23 protein-coding genes and 1 tRNA gene are annotated in these 24,083 nt (G+C 61.7%); 16 read left to right on the top strand and 8 right to left on the bottom strand.

Annotated features, from left to right (window positions below):
• The first annotated feature begins 26 nt into the window (after nt 1-26).
• Nucleotides 27-1,538, top strand: coding sequence for a pyruvate kinase (gene pyk, locus OF385_RS09380; RefSeq protein ID WP_264275153.1), 1,512 nt, complete (start codon nt 27-29; stop codon nt 1,536-1,538).
• Between the two features lie 187 nt (nt 1,539-1,725).
• On the opposite strand, the gene OF385_RS09375 is transcribed toward pyk, so the two are convergent.
• Nucleotides 1,726-1,807 (bottom strand) — tRNA-Leu (locus tag OF385_RS09375).
• Nucleotides 1,808-1,995: 188 nt separating this feature from the next.
• On the opposite strand from OF385_RS09375, the gene OF385_RS09370 reads away from it, so the two are divergent.
• From OF385_RS09370 to OF385_RS09355, 4 genes are all read left to right on the top strand, one after another.
• Nucleotides 1,996-2,613, top strand: coding sequence for an ANTAR domain-containing response regulator (locus OF385_RS09370; RefSeq protein ID WP_255164500.1), 618 nt, complete (start codon nt 1,996-1,998; stop codon nt 2,611-2,613).
• A gap of 303 nt (nt 2,614-2,916) precedes the next feature.
• Complete coding sequence (locus OF385_RS09365) at nt 2,917-4,149, top strand: inorganic phosphate transporter (protein ID WP_264275152.1); 1,233 nt, start codon at nt 2,917-2,919, stop codon at nt 4,147-4,149.
• Nucleotides 4,146-4,394 (top strand): hypothetical protein, encoded by a 249-nt coding sequence (locus tag OF385_RS09360; protein ID WP_264275151.1) that lies wholly within the window; start codon nt 4,146-4,148, stop codon nt 4,392-4,394. Before OF385_RS09365 ends, OF385_RS09360 begins: the two co-directional genes overlap by 4 nt.
• Before the next feature lie 86 nt (nt 4,395-4,480).
• Nucleotides 4,481-5,026, top strand: a complete 546-nt coding sequence (locus OF385_RS09355; protein ID WP_264275150.1) for a dihydrofolate reductase family protein — start codon at nt 4,481-4,483, stop codon at nt 5,024-5,026.
• Between the two features lie 12 nt (nt 5,027-5,038).
• Here the strand turns inward: OF385_RS09355 and OF385_RS09350 are convergent, their stop codons facing one another.
• On the bottom strand, nt 5,039-5,530 hold the full coding sequence (locus OF385_RS09350; protein WP_264275149.1) for a hotdog fold thioesterase: 492 nt from the start codon (nt 5,528-5,530) through the stop codon (nt 5,039-5,041).
• 85 nt (nt 5,531-5,615) lie between these two features.
• Between OF385_RS09350 and polA the strand changes: the two genes are divergently transcribed.
• From polA to OF385_RS09320, 6 genes are all read left to right on the top strand, one after another.
• Nucleotides 5,616-8,228, top strand: a complete 2,613-nt coding sequence (polA, locus tag OF385_RS09345; RefSeq protein ID WP_264277889.1) for a DNA polymerase I — start codon at nt 5,616-5,618, stop codon at nt 8,226-8,228.
• Nucleotides 8,229-8,480: 252 nt separating this feature from the next.
• Entirely contained in the window at nt 8,481-8,939 is a 459-nt protein-coding gene (locus OF385_RS09340; RefSeq protein WP_264275148.1) for a polysaccharide deacetylase family protein, read from the top strand.
• 12 nt (nt 8,940-8,951) lie between these two features.
• Complete coding sequence (locus OF385_RS09335; RefSeq protein WP_264275147.1) at nt 8,952-9,131, top strand: hypothetical protein; 180 nt, start codon at nt 8,952-8,954, stop codon at nt 9,129-9,131.
• 120 nt (nt 9,132-9,251) lie between these two features.
• Complete coding sequence (locus OF385_RS09330) at nt 9,252-10,565, top strand: GNAT family N-acetyltransferase (RefSeq protein ID WP_264275146.1); 1,314 nt, start codon at nt 9,252-9,254, stop codon at nt 10,563-10,565.
• A 218-nt stretch (nt 10,566-10,783) separates the two neighbouring features.
• On the top strand, nt 10,784-12,262 hold the full coding sequence (gene rpsA / locus OF385_RS09325) for a 30S ribosomal protein S1 (protein WP_264275145.1): 1,479 nt from the start codon (nt 10,784-10,786) through the stop codon (nt 12,260-12,262).
• Nucleotides 12,263-12,568: 306 nt separating this feature from the next.
• The gene (locus tag OF385_RS09320; protein WP_264275144.1) at nt 12,569-13,816 is read left to right on the top strand and encodes a hypothetical protein; all 1,248 of its coding nucleotides are present in this window, start codon (nt 12,569-12,571) and stop codon (nt 13,814-13,816) included.
• A gap of 11 nt (nt 13,817-13,827) precedes the next feature.
• Here the strand turns inward: OF385_RS09320 and OF385_RS09315 are convergent, their stop codons facing one another.
• From OF385_RS09315 to OF385_RS09300, 4 genes are all read right to left on the bottom strand, one after another.
• Nucleotides 13,828-14,952: an HNH endonuclease signature motif containing protein gene (locus tag OF385_RS09315; protein WP_264275143.1), complete on the bottom strand. Its 1,125-nt coding sequence runs from the start codon at nt 14,950-14,952 to the stop codon at nt 13,828-13,830.
• Nucleotides 14,930-15,475 carry a hypothetical protein gene (locus OF385_RS09310; RefSeq protein ID WP_264275142.1) on the bottom strand — a complete coding sequence of 182 codons (546 nt, stop codon included), beginning with the start codon at nt 15,473-15,475 and terminating at the stop codon, nt 14,930-14,932. Before OF385_RS09310 ends, OF385_RS09315 begins: the two co-directional genes overlap by 23 nt.
• Nucleotides 15,476-15,538: 63 nt before the next feature.
• Nucleotides 15,539-16,702 (bottom strand): class I SAM-dependent methyltransferase, encoded by a 1,164-nt coding sequence (locus tag OF385_RS09305; protein WP_264275141.1) that lies wholly within the window; start codon nt 16,700-16,702, stop codon nt 15,539-15,541.
• Entirely contained in the window at nt 16,699-17,373 is a 675-nt protein-coding gene (locus tag OF385_RS09300; RefSeq protein ID WP_264275140.1) for an IMPACT family protein, read from the bottom strand. The genes OF385_RS09305 and OF385_RS09300 overlap by 4 nt, the downstream gene beginning before the upstream one ends.
• Nucleotides 17,374-17,398: 25 nt before the next feature.
• Here OF385_RS09300 and coaE point away from each other — a divergent pair, with 25 nt between their 5' ends.
• The 5 genes from coaE (at nt 17,399) to OF385_RS09275 (ending at nt 22,239) form a co-directional block, all read left to right on the top strand.
• Nucleotides 17,399-17,998: a dephospho-CoA kinase gene (gene coaE / locus OF385_RS09295; protein WP_264275139.1), complete on the top strand. Its 600-nt coding sequence runs from the start codon at nt 17,399-17,401 to the stop codon at nt 17,996-17,998.
• Complete coding sequence (locus OF385_RS09290; RefSeq protein ID WP_264275138.1) at nt 17,999-18,247, top strand: hypothetical protein; 249 nt, start codon at nt 17,999-18,001, stop codon at nt 18,245-18,247. It begins immediately after the preceding gene.
• A gap of 74 nt (nt 18,248-18,321) precedes the next feature.
• Nucleotides 18,322-20,409: an excinuclease ABC subunit UvrB gene (uvrB, locus tag OF385_RS09285; RefSeq protein ID WP_264275137.1), complete on the top strand. Its 2,088-nt coding sequence runs from the start codon at nt 18,322-18,324 to the stop codon at nt 20,407-20,409.
• Between the two features lie 243 nt (nt 20,410-20,652).
• The gene (locus tag OF385_RS09280) at nt 20,653-21,690 is read left to right on the top strand and encodes a TerC/Alx family metal homeostasis membrane protein (protein WP_264275136.1); all 1,038 of its coding nucleotides are present in this window, start codon (nt 20,653-20,655) and stop codon (nt 21,688-21,690) included.
• A gap of 96 nt (nt 21,691-21,786) precedes the next feature.
• Nucleotides 21,787-22,239, top strand: a complete 453-nt coding sequence (locus OF385_RS09275; protein ID WP_264275135.1) for a MarR family winged helix-turn-helix transcriptional regulator — start codon at nt 21,787-21,789, stop codon at nt 22,237-22,239.
• A 66-nt stretch (nt 22,240-22,305) separates the two neighbouring features.
• On the opposite strand, the gene OF385_RS09270 is transcribed toward OF385_RS09275, so the two are convergent.
• Together OF385_RS09270 and OF385_RS09265 are read right to left on the bottom strand one after the other, a co-directional pair.
• A complete protein-coding gene (locus OF385_RS09270; protein ID WP_264275134.1) occupies nt 22,306-23,592 on the bottom strand; it encodes an alpha/beta hydrolase in 1,287 nt (428 codons plus the stop codon).
• On the bottom strand, nt 23,592-24,080 hold the full coding sequence (locus OF385_RS09265; RefSeq protein WP_264275133.1) for a GNAT family N-acetyltransferase: 489 nt from the start codon (nt 24,078-24,080) through the stop codon (nt 23,592-23,594). Before OF385_RS09265 ends, OF385_RS09270 begins: the two co-directional genes overlap by 1 nt.
• Nucleotides 24,081-24,083 lie beyond the last annotated feature (3 nt).

The raw sequence follows: 24,083 nt of genomic DNA, 5'->3' as shown, positions 1-24,083 counted from the left end.
AACATGAAAGGCATTTGGCTGACGGAATGAGACGCGCAAAGATTGTGGCAACCTGGGGTCCAGCCCTGGCGAGCTATGAAAACACTGTAGCGGTACTAAGGGCGGGAGTAGACGTAGCCCGTTTGAACATGAGCCATGGAGACCACTCCATGCACGCGCAATCGCTGGCGAATGTGCGCAACGCAGCGGCGGAAATCGGCCGTGCGGTAGGCATCTTCGCTGACCTGCAGGGTCCAAAGATCCGTTTGGGCCGTTTCAAGGACAACGCCAAGTACATCCTCGAAGCTGGCGAAGAATTCACCATCACCATCGATGACGTCGAGGGCACTCGCAACCTGTGCTCGACCACCTTCAAGGGCCTGCCTCACGATGTGAAGCCAGGGGATTTCCTGCTGGTCAACGATGGCAAGGTCAAGCTCAAGGCTGTTGAGGTTGACGCGACCTCGGTGCGCTCCGAGGTCGTTGTCGGTGGCGAGGTGTCCAATAACAAGGGCATCAACCTGCCAGGCGTGGCCGTGAACGTTCCTGCATTGAGCGAGAAGGACGAAGACGACCTGCGCTGGGCTCTGCGTGCCGGCGTCGACATGGTCGCACTGTCCTTCGTGCGCAACGCCGAAGACATTTCGCGGGTGCACGAGATCATGGACGAAGAAGGCCGCCGCGTACCGGTGATCGCCAAGATCGAGAAGCCGCAGGCAGTGGCTGCGCTCGAAGAGATCATCAACGCGTTCGATGCCATCATGGTGGCCCGTGGCGACCTCGGCGTGGAATTGCCGCTGGAAGAGGTTCCTGTGGTGCAGAAGCGCGCCGTTGAGCTGGCCCGCCGTTGGGCGAAGCCGGTCATCGTCGCCACCCAGGTGCTCGAATCGATGATCGAGTCGCCAACTCCGACCCGCGCTGAGGCGTCGGACTGCGCCAACGCCGTGCTTGACGGCGCGGACGCGGTCATGCTGTCGGGGGAGACCTCGGTGGGTGCCTACCCGGTGCAGACCGTGGAGACCATGTCCCGCATCATCTCCTCCACCGAGGAGCACGGCCTGGACCGTATCCCGCGTCTGGGCTCCAAGCCCAAAACCCGCGGTGGCGCGATCACCCGTGCCGCTGTGGAGATCTCCGATCAGCTTGATGCGAAGTACATTGTGGCCTTCACCCAGTCCGGCGACTCGGCTCGTCGACTTTCGCGCTTGCGCCCGAAGAAGCCGGTCCTGGCCTTCACCCCGCTGCAGCAGACCTACAACATCATGACCCTGATGTGGGGCATCCAGGCTCGCCTGGTGGCTTACGCGGACCACACCGATAAGATGACCGCCCAGGTGGACGAGGCTCTGCTCTCCGAAGGCCTGGCCGACATCAACGACCTGGTGTGCATTGCCGCCGGTTCCCCTCCAGGGCAGGCCGGTTCCACCAACTCGCTGCGCGTGCACAAGATCGGCGATCTGGCCGATGCTGGCCAGCTGGTTGACGGAAAGCCAATGCCTGCCCGTGAAAAGGTCGGCCCATGGGCGGCGGAGAATGTTTCGACTCCTGAATCTCTGTAGCCTTCGGCTATTACGCTGATACCTTAAAAGTTCCGCTGCCCGACACTACCTGGTGTCGGGCAGCGGAATTTTTTGCAGGCCGGGGCATGAGGGCCGTTGCTGTGGACTCTGTCACAGCCATGCTGATTCCGGGCATGAAAAAACCGTTGGACCAGAGAAAATCTCCGATCCAACGGTTTCTTTATTGTGCCCAAGGTGGGACTCGAACCCACACATCTTTCGATACCGCATTTTGAGTGCGGCGCGTCTACCGATTCCGCCACTTGGGCTGGCACTTTGACTACTTTACTAGAGGTTTTCCAGATTTCCTAATCCGGATCCTCGCGTCTTCGCCTGAACTAGAGTACATGCAAGTAGGCTTGTATGTGAAACCGAGGCAACGTGGCTTCGCTATCGGAAACCATTTATCTGCTGTCCAGCGCACGGACAGGATTTTTGACCATGGAGGAAGGCGCCAATGAGCGAACTACCCGAAATCACCCGAATTCCATCCGAGGTGCAGTCCACACCGCGTCGTGTTCTCGTTGCCGAGGATGAAACTCTTATCCGCCTGGATATCGTCGAAATCCTTCGCTCCGAAGGCTACGAGGTGGTCGCCGAGGCCGATAACGGACAGAGCGCATTGGAGAAGGCTCGCGAGCTGAAGCCGGACCTGGTGCTCATGGACGTGAAGATGCCGGTGATGGATGGCATTACCGCCGCCGAAGCAATCGTCAAGGAGAAGATCGCCCCGGTCGTGCTGCTGACCGCCTTCAGCCAGAAGGAACTGGTGGAGCGTGCCCGCGAGGCAGGCGCCATGGCGTATGTGGTGAAACCCTTCACCCCGGCTGATCTGACTCCGGCCATCGAGATCGCCATTTCACGCAATGACGAGCTGCGCGCCCTGGAAGAAGAAGTCAGCAACCTCGCCGAGCAGTTCGAGACCCGCAAATTGGTTGATCGCGCCAAGAGCCTGCTCATCACCAAAATGGGCTTGACCGAGCCGGAAGCCTTCCGCTGGATCCAGAAGACCTCCATGGATCGCCGCCTGAGCATGCGCCAAGTAGCGGAAACCGTGGTCGACCAGGTTAAGTAGGAGCCTGCAGCTCATAGCCTGTCGATGAAGATGTGCGTTAGGACACCTTATGTTTTGACGCACATTTTCCATGTCCTCACAGTGCGGGGCACCGGCCACTGGGCTTCAGGCCTGCTGAAAGTCCAAAGTTAATCCGAAATTAGCCAGTTGTTAGTTGACGGCCTAGATTGACGAACCGCTCAGTACGCCTAAGATTGAAACTGCGCTTGGAACCAAGTCCTGCATGACACTGACTTCCGCAGGGGAACTTATTCGAAGCCCGCACACTTCCCCTTGCCGTTCGACCCCTCAGGCTGGTACTACATGGATTTGACGCTGATCGTCGTCCTAGTCATCGCCTTGGCGTTGTTTTTCGACTTCACCAACGGTTTTCATGACACGGCCAATGCGATGGCCACCCCGATCGCAACCGGTGCAATCACCCCTAAGAAGGCAGTTGCCCTCGCCGCAATTCTGAACCTCGTCGGCGCTTTCCTCTCGACCGAGGTAGCGAAGACCATTTCTGGCGGCATCATCAACGAAGACCCATCCACCGGCGTAGCCATCGGCCCGGCCATGATTTTCGCCGGACTCATGGGCGCGGTGATCTGGAATCTGCTGACCTGGCTGCTGGGACTTCCTTCAAGCTCCTCGCACGCGCTCTTCGGCGGCCTAGTCGGCGCCGCCATAGTCGGCGCCGGCTTCGCTTCGGTGAACTACGGTGTTCTGCTCTCCAAGGTCTTGCTGCCGGCGATCTGTGCGCCGGTGATCGCCGGCGTCTCGGCATACCTGAGCACCAAGCTGGCGTACGCCATCACCAAGCGCCAAAGCGGCGCCTCGCCCAAGCGCGGCGGCTTCCGCTACGGCCAGATCTTCTCCTCTTCGCTCGTCGCGTTGTCGCACGGCACCAATGACGCGCAGAAGACCATGGGCATCATCACGTTGACCTTGGTCGCATCGGGCTTGCAGGATTCCAATTCCGGCGTGCACCTGTGGGTCGTCGCCGCCTGTGCCTTCGCGATCGCCTTGGGCACCTACACCGGCGGCTGGCGCATCATCCAGACCATGGGGTCGGGCCTGACCGATGTGAAGCCTGCGCAGGGCTTCGCCGCAGAGGTCTCCACCGCTTCGGCGATCCTGGCCTCCTCCCACCTGGGCTTCGCGCTGTCGACCACTCAGGTCGCTTCCGGTTCGGTTATCGGTTCGGGACTGGGCCGCAAGGGTGGCGAAGTCCGCTGGGGGACCGCCGGGCGTATCGCCCTGGGCTGGCTCTTCACCTTGCCGGCCGCCGCGATCGTCGGAGGCGTGGCTGCCTGGATCACCCACCTGGGCAACGTTGGCGTGGTGATCGTCGCCGTTCTGGGCCTGGCGGCCATGCTGACGATATGGTTCGTCTCGCGCAAGCAGCCACATGGCGCAGAAGCAACCATGTCCGACATCGACAACTCCGGAGCCGCGGTCAACATCTTGACCAAGAAGCAGCGTCGGGCCAAGGCAAAGGCGGAAGCGCAGCAGGCCAAGCTCGCTGCAGCGCAGAAGGAAGCTGATAACTCATGATCGACTGGGCCGCCTTTGGGATCGTTGCCATTGTCACATGGGTTTCGGCAATGCTGATCGTCGCTGCATATTCGTTCGGCGTGCGCTTGCTTGCTGTAGCCAAGGACGACGGCAAGAGCACCAGCCTGAGCAAGACCGGAGCCTACGCCTGCTTTACGGTTGCCGGATTGATCGTCGCTTTCGGCGTCGTGCTGATCGTGCCACAGCTGAGCGAAGCGATTTTGGGCTTCTCCTCTAGCCACTAGCGCCACGTGGATCCAGGGCAACCAGGATCTGGCAGGTGCACAGAACTTAATATTGCCTTCAACGGGGGCACCCCTAGACTGGAGCCATGACAAGCTTCAAGTACTACGTGGGTGCCTCCGTTGACGGCTTTATCGCCGACGGCAGCAAAGACGCACATTGGTTCACCACGTTCGCTCAGCAACCCGGCGTGAAGGAACATTTCGAGCAGTTCTTCGAGAAGGTCGGAGCGGTCGTGATCGGAGGCAAAACCTACGCCGGTATTGCCCGTGAAGTCGCCGAAGGACGCATGCAGTGGATGTTCGGCCACAAGCCCGTGTGGGTTTTCACCCATCACGAGCTGCCGACACTGCCCCAGGCCGACTTGACCTTCATCCGCGGCGAAATCGGATTCTGGAGCCGGGACATTGCGCGCAGCGCGGGCGCCGGGGATGTGTGGGTCGCCGGCGGTGCTGATGTGGCCGGAGGATTCGTGCAGGCTAACCTGCTTGATGAAGTGCTCATCGTGACCGTCCCGGTGGTGTTGGGCGAGAGAACCAGCATTTTTGGCCACGGCATCAGCGCGCAGCTATCGTCGCTGGAAATCACCGGCCTTGGCGACGACACCTTCATCACGCGCTACTCGATCGGCTGAGCTCCCTCTGCCTTATGGCTTGCGCTCCAGCGGCAAGAGCATATTAGTGATCCGCGCGGTGGCCAGCCGCTGGCCGGCATCGTTGCTGATGACGATCTCGTGGCTGGTGCTGCGGGCACCCAGGTGGATCGGGGTGCACTGGGCCGTGACCATTCCGGATCGGCCTGCCTTGTGGTGGGTGATGTTCAAATCCACGCCCACCGGCTGCGAGGTGCCAGCCCCGTGCAGGGCAGCGGCCATGGAGCCTAGCGTTTCGGCCAATGCTGCCGAGGCGCCGCCGTGCAGAATGCCGTAGACCTGGGTGTTTCCCGCCACCGGCATCATCGCGCAAAGCCGCTGCGTGCTGAACTCGGTGAAGACGATCTGCATTTTTTCCACCAGCTCCCCAACGCCGTTCTGGATGAGATAAGGCCACATGGACTCCGGAATGCCGTGCCGGGTCAGCTGGTCGGCGAAGGGATGTGCCGAAGATTGCGTGGGTTGAGTAGTGAAATTGTCGTTCATGGCAACTAGGCTTTCAGGTGTGAGCGAAACTACCAAACCGACACCCACGTCGGACAAGAGACTGCTGATTATCGACGGACATTCCATGGCGTTCCGCGCGTTCTACGCCTTGCCGGCGGAAAACTTCGCAACGAGCACTGGACAGCACACCAACGCCGTGCATGGTTTTGTGTCGATGCTGCTGACCATGATCCGCCAGCAGAAGCCTACACACGTGGCTGTGGCCTTCGACTTGGACACCCCGACCTTCCGCTCGTTGGAGTACACCGAATACAAGGGCGGTCGAAACAAGACCCCGGAAGAGTTCTACGGGCAGATCGACCTCATCCAAGAAGTCATGAAGGCGATGAACATTCCTGCGATCACCTTGGAGAGCTTTGAGGCTGATGACATCCTCGCCACGCTGGCCACCAAGGGCGAAGAGGCGGGATTCGATGTCCTAGTGGTTTCCGGCGACCGAGACGCCTTCCAGCTGATCACCGAAAAGACCCTGGTTCTGTACCCGAAGAAGGGCATCAGCGACATTCCGCCGATGGATGCGGCGGCCGTGGAAGCGAAATACTTCGTCCGACCAGAACGCTACTCGGACTTGGCCGCCCTGGTCGGCGAGACCGCGGATAACCTGCCCGGCGTGCCAGGGGTTGGCCCGAAGACGGCCGCCAAATGGATCAACCTCTACGGCGATCTGGCCGGCATCCTGGAAAATATTGATGCCATCAAGGGCAAGGTCGGCGAAGCCCTGCGCGAACACGTGGACAACGTGACCCGCAATCGCCGCCTCAACCAGCTCAAGCACGATCTTGAGCTGCCGGTGACCCTGGAAGACATGGAGCTTGAGGCGCCGAATCGCGAGGAAATCGAGAACCTGTTCGATGCACTGGAGTTCAATACGCTGCGCAAGCGACTCTTTGACCTCTTCGCTGCCCAGGAAGAGGAAGCGGCACCCGAGGTCGCGGCTTTCACCCGCGTAGTCACCGAGAATGCCGACGCCTTGCAGAGCTTTTTCGACGCGGGCAAAGGTGCGCCGATCGCCGTGCAGCCGGCCGTCATCGACGGGGAAGCAGCGGGGCTGGCGCTTTTCCAAGGCGCACAGGCTGCCTGGCTCGAATTGGCTGAACTGGATGAAGCCACCGAAAGCGTGCTGGCCGGATTCCTGGCTGATGAGAACGCGCCGAAGATCTTCCACGACGCCAAAGCCGCGATGCACCTGTTGATCGAACGAGGGCTGCCGGTTGCCGGAATCAAGGACGATACGCTCATCAGCGCGTACTTGATCCAGCCGGATCGGCGCAGCCACGACCTGGTGGATGTGGTGCAGTATCACCTGAAGTACGCCGTGCCCGTGCACGAGGCAAAAAAGGGCGAACTGGACCTTGGCCTGACCTCGGATCTAGCCGAGCCGACATTGGCCCAGGCCCAGGCGATCCACGATCTCTCTGCCTTCCTCGCTACCAAGCTCGCCGAAAAACATGCCGATGAGCTGGCCGCGCAAATGGAGCTGCCACTGATTCCGGTGCTTTTCGACATGGAACGCGCCGGCGTTGCAGTGGATGTGGACCGGTTGAACGAGTTGCGCGCACATTTCACGACCCAAGTGGATCAGGCGACCAACGACGCGTTCGCCGCGATCGGACACGAGGTTAATCTGTCCAGCCCCAAGCAGCTGCAGGTCGTGCTGTTCGAGGAATTGGATCTGCCGCGAACCAAGAAGATCAAGACCGGCTTCACTACCGATGCCGAATCATTGCAGGATCTTCTGGTCAAGACCGGGCACCCGTTCCTGGTGGCCCTGATGGCCTACCGAGATGCCATCAAGCTGCGCCAGACCGTGGACGGCTTGCTCAAGGCCACTCACTCGGACGGGCGCATTCATACGACCTATGCCCAGACTGTCGCGGCGACAGGCCGGCTTTCCAGCTTGAACCCGAACTTGCAGAACATCCCGGTGCGCTCCGAAGAGGGGCGCCGGATCCGCGATGTGTTCATGGTGGGCGAAGGCTACGAAGCCCTGCTGACCGTGGACTACTCGCAGATCGAAATGCGCATCATGGCGCACTTGTCTGAGGACGAAGGGCTGATCGAGGCCTACCAGAACGGCGAAGACCTGCACCGCTATGTCGGTTCACACGTGTTCAACGTGACCCCGGAAGAGGTCACTTCGGAAATGCGTTCCAAGGTCAAGGCCATGAGCTACGGCTTGGCCTACGGACTGAGCAGCTTCGGCCTGTCCAAGCAGCTGAAGATCGGCGTGGACGAAGCCCGCAAACTGATGAAGGACTACTTCGATCGTTTCGGTGCGGTGCGCACATACCTGCGCTCGGTGGTCGAGAAGGCCCGCAAGGATGGCTACACCGAAACCATCTTCGGCCGCCGCCGCTACCTGCCAGAGCTCAATAGCTCGGACCGGCGGCTTCGCGATATCGCAGAACGGGCTGCGCTGAATGCTCCGATCCAGGGGTCAGCGGCAGACCTGGTCAAGGTCGCCATGCTCAAGATCGCTGAAGGGTTGGCCGCAGGCCAGTACAAGTCCCGCATGCTGTTGCAGGTCCATGACGAATTGATTCTGGAAGTTGCCGCCGGTGAACTGGAGCAGGTGCAGGAATTGGTGACCCGCGAAATGGGACAGGCCGCGGACCTGCTGGTTCCACTGGATGTCCAGCCGGGCATCGGCCGGACTTGGCACGACGCCGCGCACTAGGCACAGCAATCGGCAAGGGCAGGAACATCGAGAGGTGAACCTGCCCTTGCCGCATGATCACGCGGGTTTGATGAAAGAAAAGAACATGGAGCACTACACGCGCCGTCGGGTGCTGAAAGCCGGCAGCCTGGGCCTGGGGGCGCAGGCGACCCGGCGGGCGGAGCCGGCTCAGCGGCAGCGTCGGCGCCGGCCGGCCCCGTGCCCGCCACGGCTGCACCGCCACTGGCTTCGACCAGGCCCCAAGCGGTGTACTTGAGCCGGAGCCAGGCCGTGGCGCAGTTCGAAGGCGTTCCGGCGGGCCAGTTCGGGCTGGATATCCCAGGCATCGAGCTTCGATTGCCGCGGGCCGATGGCGCCGCGGTGTTGACCTTCGATGCCTGTGGGGGACCGAAGGGCTCCGGGGTGGATGAAGCGCTGCCGGACGCATTGCGTGCCAGGAAAGTGCCCGCGACATTGTTCGTCAACCAACGCTGGGCTCGCGCCAATGCGCTTCTGCTGGCTGAGCTGGTCGACGAGAAGTTGTTCGAGATCGCCAACCACGGAACCAGCCATGCCCCGCTGGCCACCTTGGGGCAGTCAGCCGACGGCATCGGCGGCACGGGTTCGATTGGCCAGGCCTACGACGAGGTGATGGGAAACCATCGGTACCTGGCCGACAAGTTCGGCATCGTCGCGAAATTCTTCCGTTCCGGTACCGCGCACATGGACTAAGCCGGTGCGGCGATGAGCCGGGGGCTGGGCGTGGTTCCGATGAATTTCACCGTCAATCTGGATGTCGGAGCGACCTTCGGCGCGCAGACCGTGGCCGCCCAGGTCCGCCAGCAGGGTGCCGGGGACGTAGGCATCGGGCACTTCAATCAGCCGGCTTCCGGCACGGCCAAAGGCATGGCGCTCGGGCTGTGACCGGCCCTGGAGTGCGGACTCCGGTTCATCACCCTCTCCGGAGCCTGGTGACTGCGCCCCTTGCTCAGCGCGAAGCTGCACGTAGACTGTGAACAGCCGATTCCCCTGCCAAGGAGCAAGATGAGACCAGAGCGCGAGCCGAAACTGGAAACCCGGACGTACCAGGCCACCGAACGCAGCCCCGAAATCGACGAAGCGATCAAGATTTTCCACCAGGCCACCGGGATCGGCTTCTATGAGCCGCTGCCGGAAGAGAAGCAGTGGTCGAACTACTTGGACTTGACCTATGCCCAAAAGATGCGCTTTTCACTGGTGTTCGACACCGCCGCGGAACCCCACTCGCGCCATGCCGCCGACCCGGTGCACACCTATGGGGCGTTCCCGGGGCTGATCAACGCCGGGGGCAAGGCGCCCGTTCCAACGCACAAGATTTCTGCCGTCACAGTCGCTCCTAGCTATCGGCGGCGCGGCATCCTGTCCAAGCAGATCACCGCCGACCTCGCCCATGCCCAGCAGACAGGATTGCCGATGGCGGCGTTGACCGCGTCGGAGGCGACCATTTACGGGCGGTTCGGCTTCGAGCCGGCCACCTACCAAGCCCGGTTCACGCTCAAGTGCGCCCAGGGGGTCAAGCTGCGCGTGCAGGTGCCCGGCCAGGTGGTCGATGTCGATCCGAAGCAGTTCGAGGCCCAGTACGCGACCCTGTCAGTGAATGCGCTGCAGCAGACCTTCGGCTCCGTGGACAGCACCGAGTACGATGACGGCTTCGCCTTGGGACGCTGGGACACCTGGGAGAGCCTGGGCAAGCCGAAGAACCTGCGCTTTGCCGCCTACTACGACGGCGACGGCCAGCTCGGCGGCTTCGCCACGTACAAGTTCGGCGGATGGGATGAGCCCAAGGCAAAACTGGTCGTGCAAAAACTGGTGGCTACCAGCGAGGCCGCCCGCATCAAGCTCTTCGAGTACCTGGGCAACCATGACCTGGTGGAGGAAGTGCACGGTCAAGGCCCGGTGGGGGACCCGCTGCGCCATGTGCTGGAAAACGTTCGCGACTACCACGTGCGTTCCATAGACGATGTCCTGTGGCTGCGCGTTCTCGACGTAGTTGCCGCCTTCGAAGCTCGCGGCTACCAGCATGAGGCGCAACTGGTGTTGAGCGTGAGCGATCGGCTGGAGATGATTTCCGGAAGCTACCTCTTCGACGTGTCCGATTCCCATGCCGCGGTCAGCCGAATCGAAGAAGGGCATGCTCCAGCCGGCCTGCCCCGAGTGTCTCTGTCGGAGCGCGAACTTGCGGGGCTGTACCTGGGGTCCGTGCAATTGGGGCAATTGCTGGATTCGGGCCGCGCCGTACTGGAAAACGGGGGACAGCCGGGAAACTGGATGGATTTGTTCAACGCGCCCCGCGAGGGATTCACGCCGCACGGCTTCTAGCGGCAGGGGCCGCTTCAACTGCTTGTTATGACGAAGTTCACAAAATGCTGACGTGGATGTTAGTGGGTTACGCTTTGACCCGCACTCTGGTATACGCGTAGACTTGTACAGCGTGCCATGGCACCAGTTGTGGCCGCCTATAAGTTATACCCGCTCGAAATTCCGGGACTTCCGGGGTTTCGACTGACCAAATCTATCCACATCGGAGTCCCTACTACATGACCATCACCTCGAACGAGAACAACAGCGCACCAGTCGTCGCAATCAACGACATTGGATCTGCTGAGGACTTCTTGGCCGCAGTCGATGCCACCATCAAGTACTTCAACGATGGTGACCTCGTCGAAGGCACCGTCGTCAAGGTTGACCACGACGAAGTTCTGCTCGACATCGGTTACAAGACCGAAGGTGTCATCCCTTCCCGCGAGCTTTCCATCAAGCACGACGTTGACCCAGGTGAAGTTGTCACCGTTGGCGACAGCGTCGAAGCCTTGGTTCTGACCAAGGAAGACAAGGAAGGCCGCCTGATCCTGTCCAAGAAGCGTGCTCAGTACGAGCGTGCTTGGGGCGACATCGAAAAGATCAAGGAAGAGGACGGCGTCGTTACCGGTACCGTCATCGAGGTTGTCAAGGGTGGCCTCATCCTGGACATCGGCCTGCGTGGCTTCCTGCCAGCATCGCTCGTCGAGATGCGCCGTGTGCGCGACCTGGCTCCATACATCGGCCAGGAAATCGAAGCCAAGATCATCGAGCTGGACAAGAACCGCAACAACGTTGTGCTGTCCCGCCGTGCATGGCTGGAGCAGACCCAGTCCGAGGTTCGCTCGACCTTCCTCAACAAGCTGGAAAAGGGCCAGGTTCGTCCGGGCGTTGTTTCCTCCATCGTCAACTTCGGTGCCTTCGTGGACCTGGGCGGCGTAGACGGCCTGGTGCACGTTTCGGAGCTGTCCTGGAAGCACATCGACCACCCATCCGAGGTTGTCGAGGTTGGCCAGGAAGTAACCGTAGAGGTTCTCGAAGTCGATCTGGACCGCGAGCGCGTTTCCCTGTCGCTGAAGGCTACCCAGGAAGATCCTTGGCAGACTTTCGCCCGCACCCACGCACTGGGTCAGGTTGTACCGGGCAAGGTTACCAAGCTGGTTCCATTCGGTGCGTTCGTGCGCGTCGAAGACGGCATCGAAGGCCTGGTTCACATCTCCGAGCTTGCAGTTCGCCACGTTGAACTGGCTGAGCAGGTTGTCTCCGTTGGCGACGAGCTGTTCGTCAAGGTTATCGACATCGATCTGGAGCGCCGCCGCATCTCGCTGTCGCTCAAGCAGGCTAATGAAGGCGTCGACCCAGAGGGCACCGAGTTCGACCCAGCACTCTACGGCATGGCTGCAGAGTACGACGAGGCCGGCAACTACAAGTACCCAGAGGGCTTCGACCCAGAGTCGAACGAATGGCTCGAGGGCTTCGACACCCAGCGCGCAGCATGGGAAGCACAGTACGCCGCTGCTCAGGAGCGTTGGGAAGCACACAAGAAGCAGGTTGCTGCAGCAATCGTAGCCGACGCAGAAGCAGAGCCTGCTGCTGCCGCCGGTGCCAACGAGCCAGCACCAGCTTCGTACTCCTCGGAGGCTCCAGCCACCGATGCAGGTACTCTGGCTTCCGACGAAGCTCTTGCAGCACTGCGCGAGAAGCTGACCGGCAACTAATTTAGGATGCTGCCTCGTGCAGAAATCCTGATTAGCCTTAGCTGATTCACAAAGGTCCAACCCGCAAGGGTTGGGCCTTTGCGGTTTAAGCTCGCACCCGTGGTATTCCCTGAAGTCCGATGTCACTACTTCTGCTGACGCGCAGTGGATTGGAATAGCTCCCAGGGAGGACGGACTCGAAAACCTGCCACAGATAGACTAAAACCATACGAATGAACTGCATAAAAGGGTGGCGGGAGTCTAATTATGTGGACCGGAAGTCGCGAAACGGCCAGCACTAGAGCAGGTGAGGGGGCCCGAAAGCTGATGGCCTTGCGTCAGGTGACGCGCGAAGAGTGGGCTGCGGTACCTCGCACCTTCCCGGATTTCTGGCTCGCCATCTGCGTGTGGCTCCCTATGGCGATCTTGTTGCTAATTCAGCATGGACAACTCGGCGTGCTGGCAGCTGCGGGCGGTACGCTATGGGATTTGATCTCTTTCTCGATGGTAGCGTTCGTGCTGGCCGTAGTTGCTGGTAGCGGCAGGCAAGCGCCGTGGTTGGGCCTGGCGCTCACCGGCGCGATCGCCTCTTGGCAGTCCAGCCACGATGGTATTCAAGCAATGGTGATGTTTGCGCTGGCTTACTACGTCGTGCTCGCAGTCCTTGTTGCGTGCAGCGACGCGAGATTTCGCGCTCTGCTGCGTAGCTGGCGCAGAGAAGCCACCGGGACGCTCGCGGTGGAACCTCAACAGACGCGTTCGTTCGGCATCACCAAATATCTGCCTCCCGCAATGTGGAGTCTGGCATTGGGAGCGCTGGCCTATCCGGCCCTCCGGCTGGTGTGGCAATACTTCAGTACCGAGGTCCATTCCTTGGCCGATCTTGATGCTGGGTACCGATTCGATTTGATTGCAGCGCTGGTATTGCTGGCGCTCTGCTTCATCCTCAGCACCCTGCGCTGGATCAGCAGTCGATCAGTTGGGATTTTCGCGTTGGAGATTCCCGCGGACGTGCAGATCGGCCCGACCGGGCTGCGGGCGTTGGGACAGGCGATCCTCATCGAGCAGGAGACCTTGAAATGCAGTTGCCGGGACGCCGAGAAAAACGAGAGCAAGAAGGAATTCGTGGATCCGAGGTTCATTTTTGCATCCGACTTCTGCCGGGAACATGGTATTGACGCGGTCAATGAGCTCAGCCACAGCGAATTCTTGCAGATTGCCGACCAGCCTTGGGTTTATGGTGACCGCCTCACCGGAAGAATCCTGAAGGGACAGCAGTTGCGCATGAACATTGTCGGGCTCACCGGCTGGGGCTCCCGCCCGGTGGCCGTGCGTTCGCCATGGTCATACGGCGGTGGCCAACTGGCCAGCGAATACTATGCTCCGCTTGCTGCTCGCGAACCGTTGAGCCGCACCAAGCGCGAGCTAAAAGTGGTTAATCCGGCCGGTAACACGATTGTGCCGGAAACGCTCGACGAGGCCGGCAGCCCGGAAATCGACCGCATCAACCTGCGTACGCTGGGAATCAACGCTGAAGCCGTGCGAGTTGCCGGCGCGCGACCATTCTTGGCCTGAGGATCCGGAATCTAGGCAGCCTGCATGAGGTTGTATCGGTTGCGTACCGGGGTCTGCATGGGGTCCATGAAGCGTGGAAGGATCACCTTCGGGACACCGCCATCGGGGATGACCTTAATCAACCCGGCATGCACGTCATGATGATGGGTGTCGCAAAGCATGGCGCTCCAGTAGACTGCCGTGACTCCGCCCTCGGACCAGAACTTGATGTGATGGATATTGCATCGTTCTGGGTCCATTGTGCATCCCGGAACAATGCATCCGCCATCGCGTACCGATATCCCGAGCCGCATGTAGCGGGGATGCCTGCGTTGGCTTCGCCCGATGTCCAGGATTTCGCCCTTGCCACCTAGCACCATTGGAATGATCTTGGCTTTGGCCAGGGCCTGTCGCAACTCGGTGGGGCCAAGGCTGAATCCATGTGCGGTGATTCCATGGGTCTTCGCCCGGCCTTCCAGTTCGTCCAGCGTCAACGTGACCACCACCTGAGGAGCGATCACTGGCAAATCCGGATCCTCGCCTTCTGACGGCGGAGGATCGGAACCGGGCGCTGGGTCCCGATGCCGATCCAGCAGACGCTTGATGCTCTTGGCGTTGAGCCCGAGCAATAGCATCAGGGCGTTGAGCCGGCGCGCGGCAGGAGTGATCGGGGCAGGTTCTTCTGCTTCGCTGGATGTGGCCTCTTCATCGGTGACGAAATCCGGATGGCCGCTGGTGGAGCCGGCGTCCTGTCCGGCATCCTCGGAGAACGCCTCGCGGGCTGCCTGGCCTGCCTGGGATCGGGGATTATCGCTTTGGGCCAGCGCAGATTCGAAGAGCTCGGATCGCAAGGGGCGCAGGGCAATCTCATAGAAGACCAAACCGCGGCGCTTGCCTTTGCGGAAGACGCCTTCCTGCGCTTCGGGTTCTTCTTCCGATTGCCGCTCTCGGGCGGTTTTGAGGATGCCGTTGATCCTCCTGCGGCGGGTCGTGGTATCGGGTTCGTCCATCTCCAGATCCACGAGCGATTCAAGCAGCTCGCCGTCCTCGGTGCGGATCGTGGAAGTTGTTGGTGCGTCGAATTCGCCGCGTTGCCGTTCAAGCGAACTGAGCCGGCGGGCGGCGGATAAGGCTTCAGCGGGCGGGGCGGGACGCATCCTGGAACCGCTGTGCCATCAGCGGAAACTGCGCCGGGAACTGCTGGTGCTGGTAATCGAATTGCGCAAAGACATGATGCGCTGAAGCTATGCGCCGTTTAGCCTCGAAATTCTCCAGGCGCAACCAGGAAGCGAGCAGGTCAGTGCTGTTGCGGAATCCGGGGCGCTGTCCGCTTCGATGGGCCTCGCGGGTGAAATCAATGGTTCCCGAGCGGACCGCCTCCAACTCGTCGGAGGTCAGCGTGTGAGCCGCCGTGGATTCGACCAGATGGGTGGCAAGGGTTTGGGTGCGCAGGGCCTCATGGGCGGCGGCTTCGGCGCTGCTGGCCAGTGCGATGGCGAAGCGCGGATCCTGCTGCGCGGCGGATTGGGGATCCGACCCTGCAACGGAATCTGGGGCGATGCTCTGGTGCAGGGTCGGAATGAGCGTGGCGATCTGCAGGGCGTCCTCGGCAGTGAGCACCGGGTTGTCCTGGATCGCGTAGGTGAGGCTGGCAATGGCCCGGCCGATCGAATCGCTCATGGACCAAGAATGCGATGGCGGGTCCCGGTCCGGGACGGGCGGGCGCGAGATGTGGAAAAAGCCTCAGGCGGCCTTGATCGAACTGGTCACGGTGAAGGTCTTGTCCCGGGCCAGCTGGGAAGTCGGCCCGACGCGGCGGGACAGCTCCGAGCGGTAACGCAGATGCGAGTTGAACACGCATAACAATGTGCCACCGGGGGCCAGGACGCGGGCCGCGTCGTCGATGAGCTTGAAGGCGATGTCGGCGGTCACCGTATTGCCGATGTGGAAGGGCGGGTTCAGGGTGACGAGAGTGGCTGAAGCATCGGGCAGCCGGCTGAGCGCGTCATCTTGGGTGGCGGTGATTCGATCGGCCACAGAGTTCAGGTGCGCCGCCGCCAGGGTGGATGCCACGGCGGAGGCCGAGTGATCGGACGCGACCACCTGCAGCTGCGGGTGGGTGAGGGCGGCGTAGATGCCGATGGAGCCATTTCCACAGGCCAGATCCACGAGGGAGGCGTGGGCGGACAGGTCCGGCAGATGCCCCAGGAGCAGCCTGGTGCCCGGATCCAGGCGCGCCGCGCCGAAGGTGGCCGCCCCGGCCTGCAGGGTGAAACCGGTCCCGTTGACCCGGTGGGTTGCAGTGGCGGGCAAGCTGCTGGCGGGTTGTTTGGGCCGTGGCACGGTGGCGGTGAGGACGCGGGCCTTCTGCCGGGCCAGGGACACATCCACACGGGTGAAACGGCTGGCGAGCACCTCATTCATCGAGCGGCTCATATGCTTGATGCGGCCGCCGGCGAAGACCTTGGCCTCGGGGGAGCAGGTGGCGGTGATCGCGGCGAGCTGTTCGTCAAGCACATCCAGTCCGCGCGGCAGCGCCAGCAGGATCGTGGCACTCTGATCGGCCACATCAGCCAGCGGGAGGAAGCGGACCTGTTCAGCGCGTTCAGGCAGCAGCTGGCGCAGGTTGGCCTCGATCGCCCGGCGGGCGGTCAGCGAGTCGGTGTGCACGCGCACCGTGGTGCTGCCCAAGGCCAGGGCCCCGAGTGCCAGGGCGCCGTAATGATCGCCGACGATGGCCACACTAGAGGGCCAGCCGGTGCTGGCCAGGGCCGTGGCCGCGGTGTCCAGGATCAACCGGTCGGCGGCATCGGCGGCGTAGAGGTTGGGCGCTTGAACGTCAGGCCAGCGGCGCAGTCCGCTCAGCAGCGCCGCCAGATCGGCGGTATTTTCGGGCGCGGGATTCAAATCAGATCAACCCATCGGGTCTCGGCGGCGGTCAGTTGTCCGGCGCCCGCGGTGAGCGTGGCGACGTGGGCGTGCAATTCTTCGGCGGCTTCTGGCGTATCGGGGACGCCGATGTGCACCAGAGCGGATTCGGCCTGCCACTGTGTGGGTTCGACCTGGTAGCCGGCGGCGCGCAGCTCGTTCTCATAGCGCGCGGCGCTGGCGTGGGCGGCGGGAAGGGTGAAGATCCGCAGCCGCTGGCGGGGCAGGAGGGTGGTGTGATCCAAGGCGGTGGAGACCGCTTCGGAATAGGCGCGGACCAGCCCTCCGGCACCGAGCTTGATGCCGCCGAAGTACCGGACCACCACCGCGAGGATGTCCGAGAGCTGCGTGCCATCGGGCAGTTCGCGTTTGGCCAGGGCGTCAAGCATCGGGATGCCCGCGGTGCCTGATGGCTCGCCGTCGTCGTTGGAGCGCTGGGTCGTGCGGTCGGGGCCGAGGATGAAAGCGGTGCAATGGTGCCGCGCATCGAAGTGCGATTTGCGCAGGGCCGCGATGTGGTTGCGCGCCTGAACTTCGGTTTCGACCCGATAGAGGTAAGTGATGAAGCGCGAGCGCTTGAATTCCAGCTCGTGCACGCTGTGGCCATGCAAGGTGGTATAGCTGGTCGCGACCGATTCGTTGGTGTTCATCGCTAATAGTTTATAGGGTGGACGCATGAAGCATGTGGGACTGACCGGGGGAGTGGCCTCGGGAAAATCTGCGGTGGCCGCTAAATTTGCCGACCTCGGAGCGGTGGTGATCGATGCCGATGCCTTGGCGCGCGATGTCGTGGCCGCCGGGACGCCGGGATTGGCTGCGATCAAGGACACGTTTGGCCCCGGAATCCTGCTTCCCGATGGTTCCCTGGACCGCAAGGCACTTGGTGCCATCGTCTTTTCCGAGGAGCCGCAGCGGCTCAAGCTCAACGCGATTGTGCATCCGCTGGTGCGCCAGGCGGCCAGGGAGCTGCGCGAGAAGGCCCCCGCCGACGCCCTGGTGGTCGAAGATATCCCGCTGCTGGTTGAATCCGGGCAGGCCGAGAACTTCGACGCAGTGATCGTCGTGCAAGCGCCGCCAGGCGAACGCATCCGCCGGATGGTCGAGGATCGCGGATGGAGCGTGGAGGATGCCCGCTCCCGGATGGCCGCCCAGGCGACCGATGAGCAGCGGATGGCGGTGGCAGATCATGTGCTGGAGAATTCTGGCACGCTTGAAGATTTGCAGGGGCGCGTGGCCGCCCTCTATCAGCAGTTAACGAAGGCGGCAGGAGAATAAGTGTACAAGGTATGCAAATGGACGACGCTCGCCGCGTTCGCCCTCGCACTGGTGCTCTGGCTCGGCTTCGGCGGGCGTGCCGAATTCGTCAGCCGGGAACAGGGGCCGTATTCGCCGGTGGTCTACATTTCCGGGTGGCTGGCGTTGCTGGGGATCATCACCGCGACCGTCATGACCGTGGGCTTCTTCGGCAGCAGCATCCAGCGCACGGTCAGGCGCAATGCGATCCGATACGGCATGCGCAAGTAGCTTTTGGACGCTTTAAGCTGATAGCCGGCTAGGGCGGGAGGCAAACGGTCGGGGCAAGTGGATATGCTGGATGCATGAGTCTTGCCCAGCCGATTAAGCGCGTTGTCGCCCCGTTTGAAGTCATCAGCGAATACGAGCCAGCCGGCGACCAGCCGCAGGCCATCAAGCAGCTGACCGAGCGGATCAACAACGGTGAAAAAGACATTGTGCTGCTCGGTGCCACCGGTACCGGCAAATCCGCCACTACCGCGTGGCTGGTGGAGCAGGTGCAGCGTCCCACCCTGGTGCTGGTGCAGAACAAGACGCTGGCCGCCCAGCTGGCCAATGAGTTCCGCGAGCTGATGCCCAATAACGCGGTAGAGTACTTCGTTTCCTATTACGACTACTACCAGCCCGAGGCCTACGTCCCGCAGACTGATACCTTCATCGAGAAGGACTCCTCGATCAACGAGGAAGTCGAACGGCTGCGCCACTCGGCCACCAACTCCCTGCTGACCCGGCGAGATACCATCGTGGTTGCCACGGTATCGTGCATCTACGGCTTGGGCACCCCGGAGGAATATGTCGCCGGCATGGTCACCGTACGCGCCGGCGAGGAACTGAACCGCGATGCCATGCTGCGCCAGTTTGTGGCCATGCAGTACACCCGCAATGACATGGACTTCCACCGCGGCACCTTCCGCGTGCGCGGAGACACCGTGGAGATCATCCCGATGTACGAAGAGCAGGCAGTGCGCATCGAGTTCTTCGGCGACGAAGTCGAAGCCATCTACACCCTGCACCCGGTCACCGGCGAGGTGATCCGCGAAGAAACCGAAATGTACATCTTCCCGGCCAGCCACTATGTGGCCGGTGCTGAACGCATGGGCAAGGCCATCAAGCGCATCGAGGACGAGCTGGCGGTGCGGTTGAAGGAACTCGAATCCCAGAACAAGCTGGTCGAAGCCCAGCGGCTGCGCATGCGCACCACCTATGACCTCGAAATGATGGAGCAGATGGGCTTCTGCAACGGCATCGAGAACTACTCGCGCCACATCGACGGCCGGGATGCCGGATCCGCCCCGCACTGCCTGCTGGATTACTTCCCCGATGATTTCCTGCTCGTGATCGATGAGTCGCACGTGACCGTGCCGCAGATCGGCGCCATGTATGAGGGAGATATGTCGCGCAAGCGCACACTGGTGGAGCACGGTTTCCGTCTGCCCAGCGCCATGGACAACCGCCCGCTGAAGTGGGATGAGTTCTTGGAGCGCATCGGCCAGACGGTCTACCTTTCGGCTACCCCCGGCAAGTACGAGCTGGGCAAGTCCGATGGGTTCGTGGAGCAGATCATCCGCCCGACCGGCTTGATCGATCCGGAGATCCTCGTCAAGCCCACCAAGGGCCAGATTGACGACCTGCTGGACGAGATCCGCACGCGCGTGGACCGTGATGAGCGCGTCCTGGTCACCACGCTGACCAAGCGCATGGCCGAGGACCTGACCGACTACCTCACCGAGCATCAGGTGCGCGTGCAGTACCTGCACTCGGACGTGGATACCATCCGCCGTGTGGAGCTGCTGCGCGAGCTGCGCATGGGATCCTTTGATGTGCTGGTGGGCATCAACCTGCTGCGTGAGGGCTTGGATCTGCCCGAGGTGTCGCTGGTGGCCATTCTCGACGCGGACAAGCAGGGCTTCTTGCGTTCGGCCACCTCGCTGATCCAGACCATCGGCCGCGCCGCGCGTAATGTGTCGGGCCAGGTGATCATGTACGCCGACAAGATCACCGACGCCATGGACCAGGCCATCGAGGAGACGAACCGCCGCCGCGCGATCCAGGAAGCGCATAACAAGGAGCACGGCATCGACCCTATGCCGCTGCGCAAGAAGATCGCCGATATAACCGACCAGCTGGCGCGCGAGGATGCCGACACGCAGGAGCTGCTGAACAACAACCGGCTGGCCAAGGACGCGAAGCGCACCAGAGCGTCCTCGGGCGTACGCAAAGATGGCCTGGCTGCGGCACCGGCCGAGGACCTGCTGTCGCAGATCGAGGAGATGACCGGGCAGATGCATGCCGCGGCGGCCGAACTGCAGTTTGAGCTCGCCGCCCGCATCCGTGACGAGGTGTCGGAATTGAAGAAGGAGTTACGCCAGATGAAGGCCGCCGGGCACGCCTAGCGGCGTATCGGGAGGCCTCAGGGTTGCCTCGGGGGAAGCCTGTGCAGATGCTGTGCGCTACACTTAATGCTTGGACGTAGGGGAGTATCCCAATGCTGTGAACGTCAACACGCGGATCAATGGCGATTCGCCGGGCGCAGCAGCCGATCACCATGCAGGCTATTGAAGTGATTCTAAGGCCAGCGCGACGGCGGAGAGACTTGCGGCGATTTTCCATACCCTCCAACGAAAGGTCGCTCGTCCGTGGGCACTCATGGGTTAACCATTCAATTCGAGATCATCGCGCTGATCGTTCTGTGCGCGGTTCTCATTGCGGACTTGTTGTACGTCACCAAGCGTCCGCATATCCCTTCCATGAAGGAAGCTGGCATCTTTGTCGGCATTTACATCGCACTGGCACTGATTTTCGGCGCGGTCATCTGGACCCAGTCTGGCCCGCAGCTCGGCCAGGAGTTCTACGCTGGCTGGATCACCGAATACGCGTTGTCCGTAGACAACCTGTTCGTCTTCATCATCATCATGGCGCGCTTCTCGGTACCACGGAAGTACCAGCAGGAAGTGCTGATGTTCGGCATTATCATCGCGCTGATTTTGCGCGCGATCTTCATTGTGCTCGGCGCCGCCATCATCGAGCAGTGGTCGTGGGTCTTCTACATCTTCGGTGCCTTCCTGCTGTGGACCGCTTGGAACCAGCTCAAGGATGAGGACGAGGACGAGGAAAGCGGCGTGGTCAAGAAGTTGACCAGCAAGCTGCCGATCTCCAAGGACTTCGACGGGGCCAAGCTGCGCACCGTGGTCGATGGCAAAAAGCTGTTCACCCCGATGGTCCTGGTCTTCGTGACCATCGGCATGACCGACTTGCTGTTCGCCTTCGACTCGATTCCGGCGATCTTCGGCCTGACCAAGTCGGCCTTCATCGTCTTCACTGCAAACATCTTCGCCTTGATGGGCCTGCGCCAGCTGTACTTCCTGCTCGGCGGCCTGATGAACCGACTGGTCTTCCTGAAGCACGCACTGAGCTTCATTCTGGCCTTCATCGGCGTCAAGCTGGTCTTCCACGCGTTGCATGAAAACAACCTGCCATTCATCAACGGCGGCGAGCCACTGCACTACGCATGGCTGGACATCTCTGTGGGACTGTCCCTGCTGGTGATCCTGGGCGCCATCGTCGTAGCCACGGTGCTGTCCCTGTGGACTCCATGGGGCAAGCGCGCCGCAGCCAGCGCAGAAGCCGAGTCCATGACCTCCGCTTCTGGCAAGGCCTCAAGCGACGACATCTAAGCGTCGGAAAAGCCCGCCGGTTGGTCTGCACAGGCCAGTCGGCGGGTTTTCTCTGGCCAGTTTCCAATGCAGGGATCTTCTCTTGGGGGAAAACTTATGAGCGATGTACCGCTAGACGCAGGCACCGTAGCCACCGACTTGGCGCTTGCTTCGGGAACCATGTCCCGCCTGTTGGGTCAGGCCGCTGGACAGGGTCGCTCCGTCACCGCGTGGCGGGTGCTTTCGTCGCTGGACCGGTTGGGAGCGCAGCGCGTGGGCGACCTCGCGATTGAGCAGCGAGTCGCCCAGCCGACGATGACCGGACTGATTATCCGTCTGGAAAATGACGGCATGGTGCAGCGGCAGCCAGACCCCAAGGATGGCAGAGCGAGCCTGGTCAGCCTGACCGAGGCGGGCCGAAACGAGATCCGCGGCTACCGCCAGCGAGCCATCGACGTGTTGCTGGGCGGCATGGATGCGTTCAGCGAAACAGAACAGCAGGCCCTGGCCCGCGTAGTGCCGCTGATTCAACAAATCAACGAGCAGATCGCAGCCGGCCTCGACAGCTGAGGACTGGACATAGGCAAAGGCGCGCCGTTCCCCAAGGGGAACGGCGCGCCTTTGCCTATTGCGGACTTACAGATCCTTGGCAGCAGCCTCAGGATCTTCGCCATTGGTCATGGCCAGCAGCCGGCGGAAGATCGCTGGCCCATCATCGCCAAGGCCATCGTGATGGTATTCTCCAGTGACCCAGGTCTGCAGGCCGGCTACCTGGGATGCCGTGCGCAGGGAGAGTTCACGGTCGACGTAGACATCGTCATGGTACACGGCAGCCGCGACCGGCACGGTGTTCTTGGCCAGGGTATCCAGGTCATAGAGTGGCAGGAAGTGCTCGTGCTCGGCCAGGATGCGAGCGACCTCTTCCAGCGGGCGCAAGGCCGGGTCCTCGGAGAAGTGCCACCGGAAAATCATCTCGCCGGTCAGCAGGGGCGTGTCCGCATGGGCCGTGAAGTCCGGGAATTCAGGGAGCACTTCTTCGGCCGCGAAGTTCGTTGCCTTGCCCTGCGCGTAGATGGTTTCATGCATCAGCGCGTACAGCGGGTTGGCCGCGAAGGATGCCTGGGCTTGAAGGGCATCCATGAAGGTATCGGAGAGCCGCTGGCCACCCGGGGTGCGGACGAAGGCTTCCTCGAAAATGTGGTGCAAGAGGTGGACCCGGGTATTGCCACCCAAGTACATGCCCAGCATCTGCACCAAGGGGACGGTGACCCGTTGGCCGTTGGGCAAGCGCTCATCGTCATTGGCGCGCAGGTGCTGGTAGATCTTGTGCAGGGTTTCGAAGTCCTGCGGGTACCAGGAGAAGTACTCGCGGTTGCGTTCGGCCATCCGCTCATAGGTGGCCCGATACACGGTTTTCGCATCCTGATCCAGAGCTGCCAAACCGCCGGTGACGAGGCATCGTGTGAGCGAGCCCGGGAACAGTGAAAGGTACGTCAGGGTGCAGAAGCCGCCGTAGCTTTGACCTAGCGTGCTCCACTGGTCAATGCCAAGGTGTTGGCGGAATGCTTCGGCATCACGCACGATCGAGTCTGCGCGGAAATGCGCCAGATAACGTGCTTGTGCTGCGGAGTCTCCGCGCAGCGGGAGCGTCTGGCGGTTGGCCGGGGTGGACAGGCCGGTGCCACGCTGATCGAGCAAAAGCACGCGGAAGTGCTTGACAGCTTCCGCGAGCCAGCCGGACAGGGATCCTGGCCGCGGCGATTTGCCGCCCGGCCCTCCCTGCAGGAACAACAGCCAAGGCTTGGTGGAATCGGTGCTGACTTCCCGGGCAAACACCGAAATCTTTTCACCCTCGGGATGCGAGTGGTCCAGTGGGACCTCAATCCGGTGATCGGCCACGTCCATGCCGCGGTAATGCGCCATTACTTTGCTCCTTGCGATCCGAGTGACTCCAGAGCGTCGCCGTCCATACGACGGGTGGTCCATCCGTCGAGGGAACCGGCGCCGAGCGAGTCGTAGAATTTGATGGCTGGCTCGTTCCAATCGAGAACCTGCCACTCGAGGCGCTTGTATCCGCGCTCGACGCAGATGCTCGCCAGCGTGCGCAGAAGCGCGTTGCCCGTACCCAGCCCGCGCTGGTTGGCGCGGACGTAGAGATCTTCCAAATGGATCCCGTGGCGGCCTTCCCAGGTGGAATAGGTCAGATACCAGATGGCGATGCCGACGATGGCGCCAGCCTCGTCTTCAGCCACATGCGCAAACGCCTGCGGGCTATCGGCGAAGAGATGCTGTTCGAGGTCTTCTACGGTGTTGCGCACCGCGTCGGGCTCTTTCTCATAGTCCGCCAGTTCTTGAATCAGTTCCAGAATTTGAGGGCAGTCATCGAAGACGGCTTCACGCACAATACTCATGTG

The organism is Glutamicibacter sp. JL.03c (genome assembly GCF_025854375.1).
Lineage (GTDB): Bacteria > Actinomycetota > Actinomycetes > Actinomycetales > Micrococcaceae > Glutamicibacter.
The sequence above is the reverse complement of the archived record's forward strand: the minus strand, read 5'-3'. Positions and strand labels throughout refer to the sequence as shown.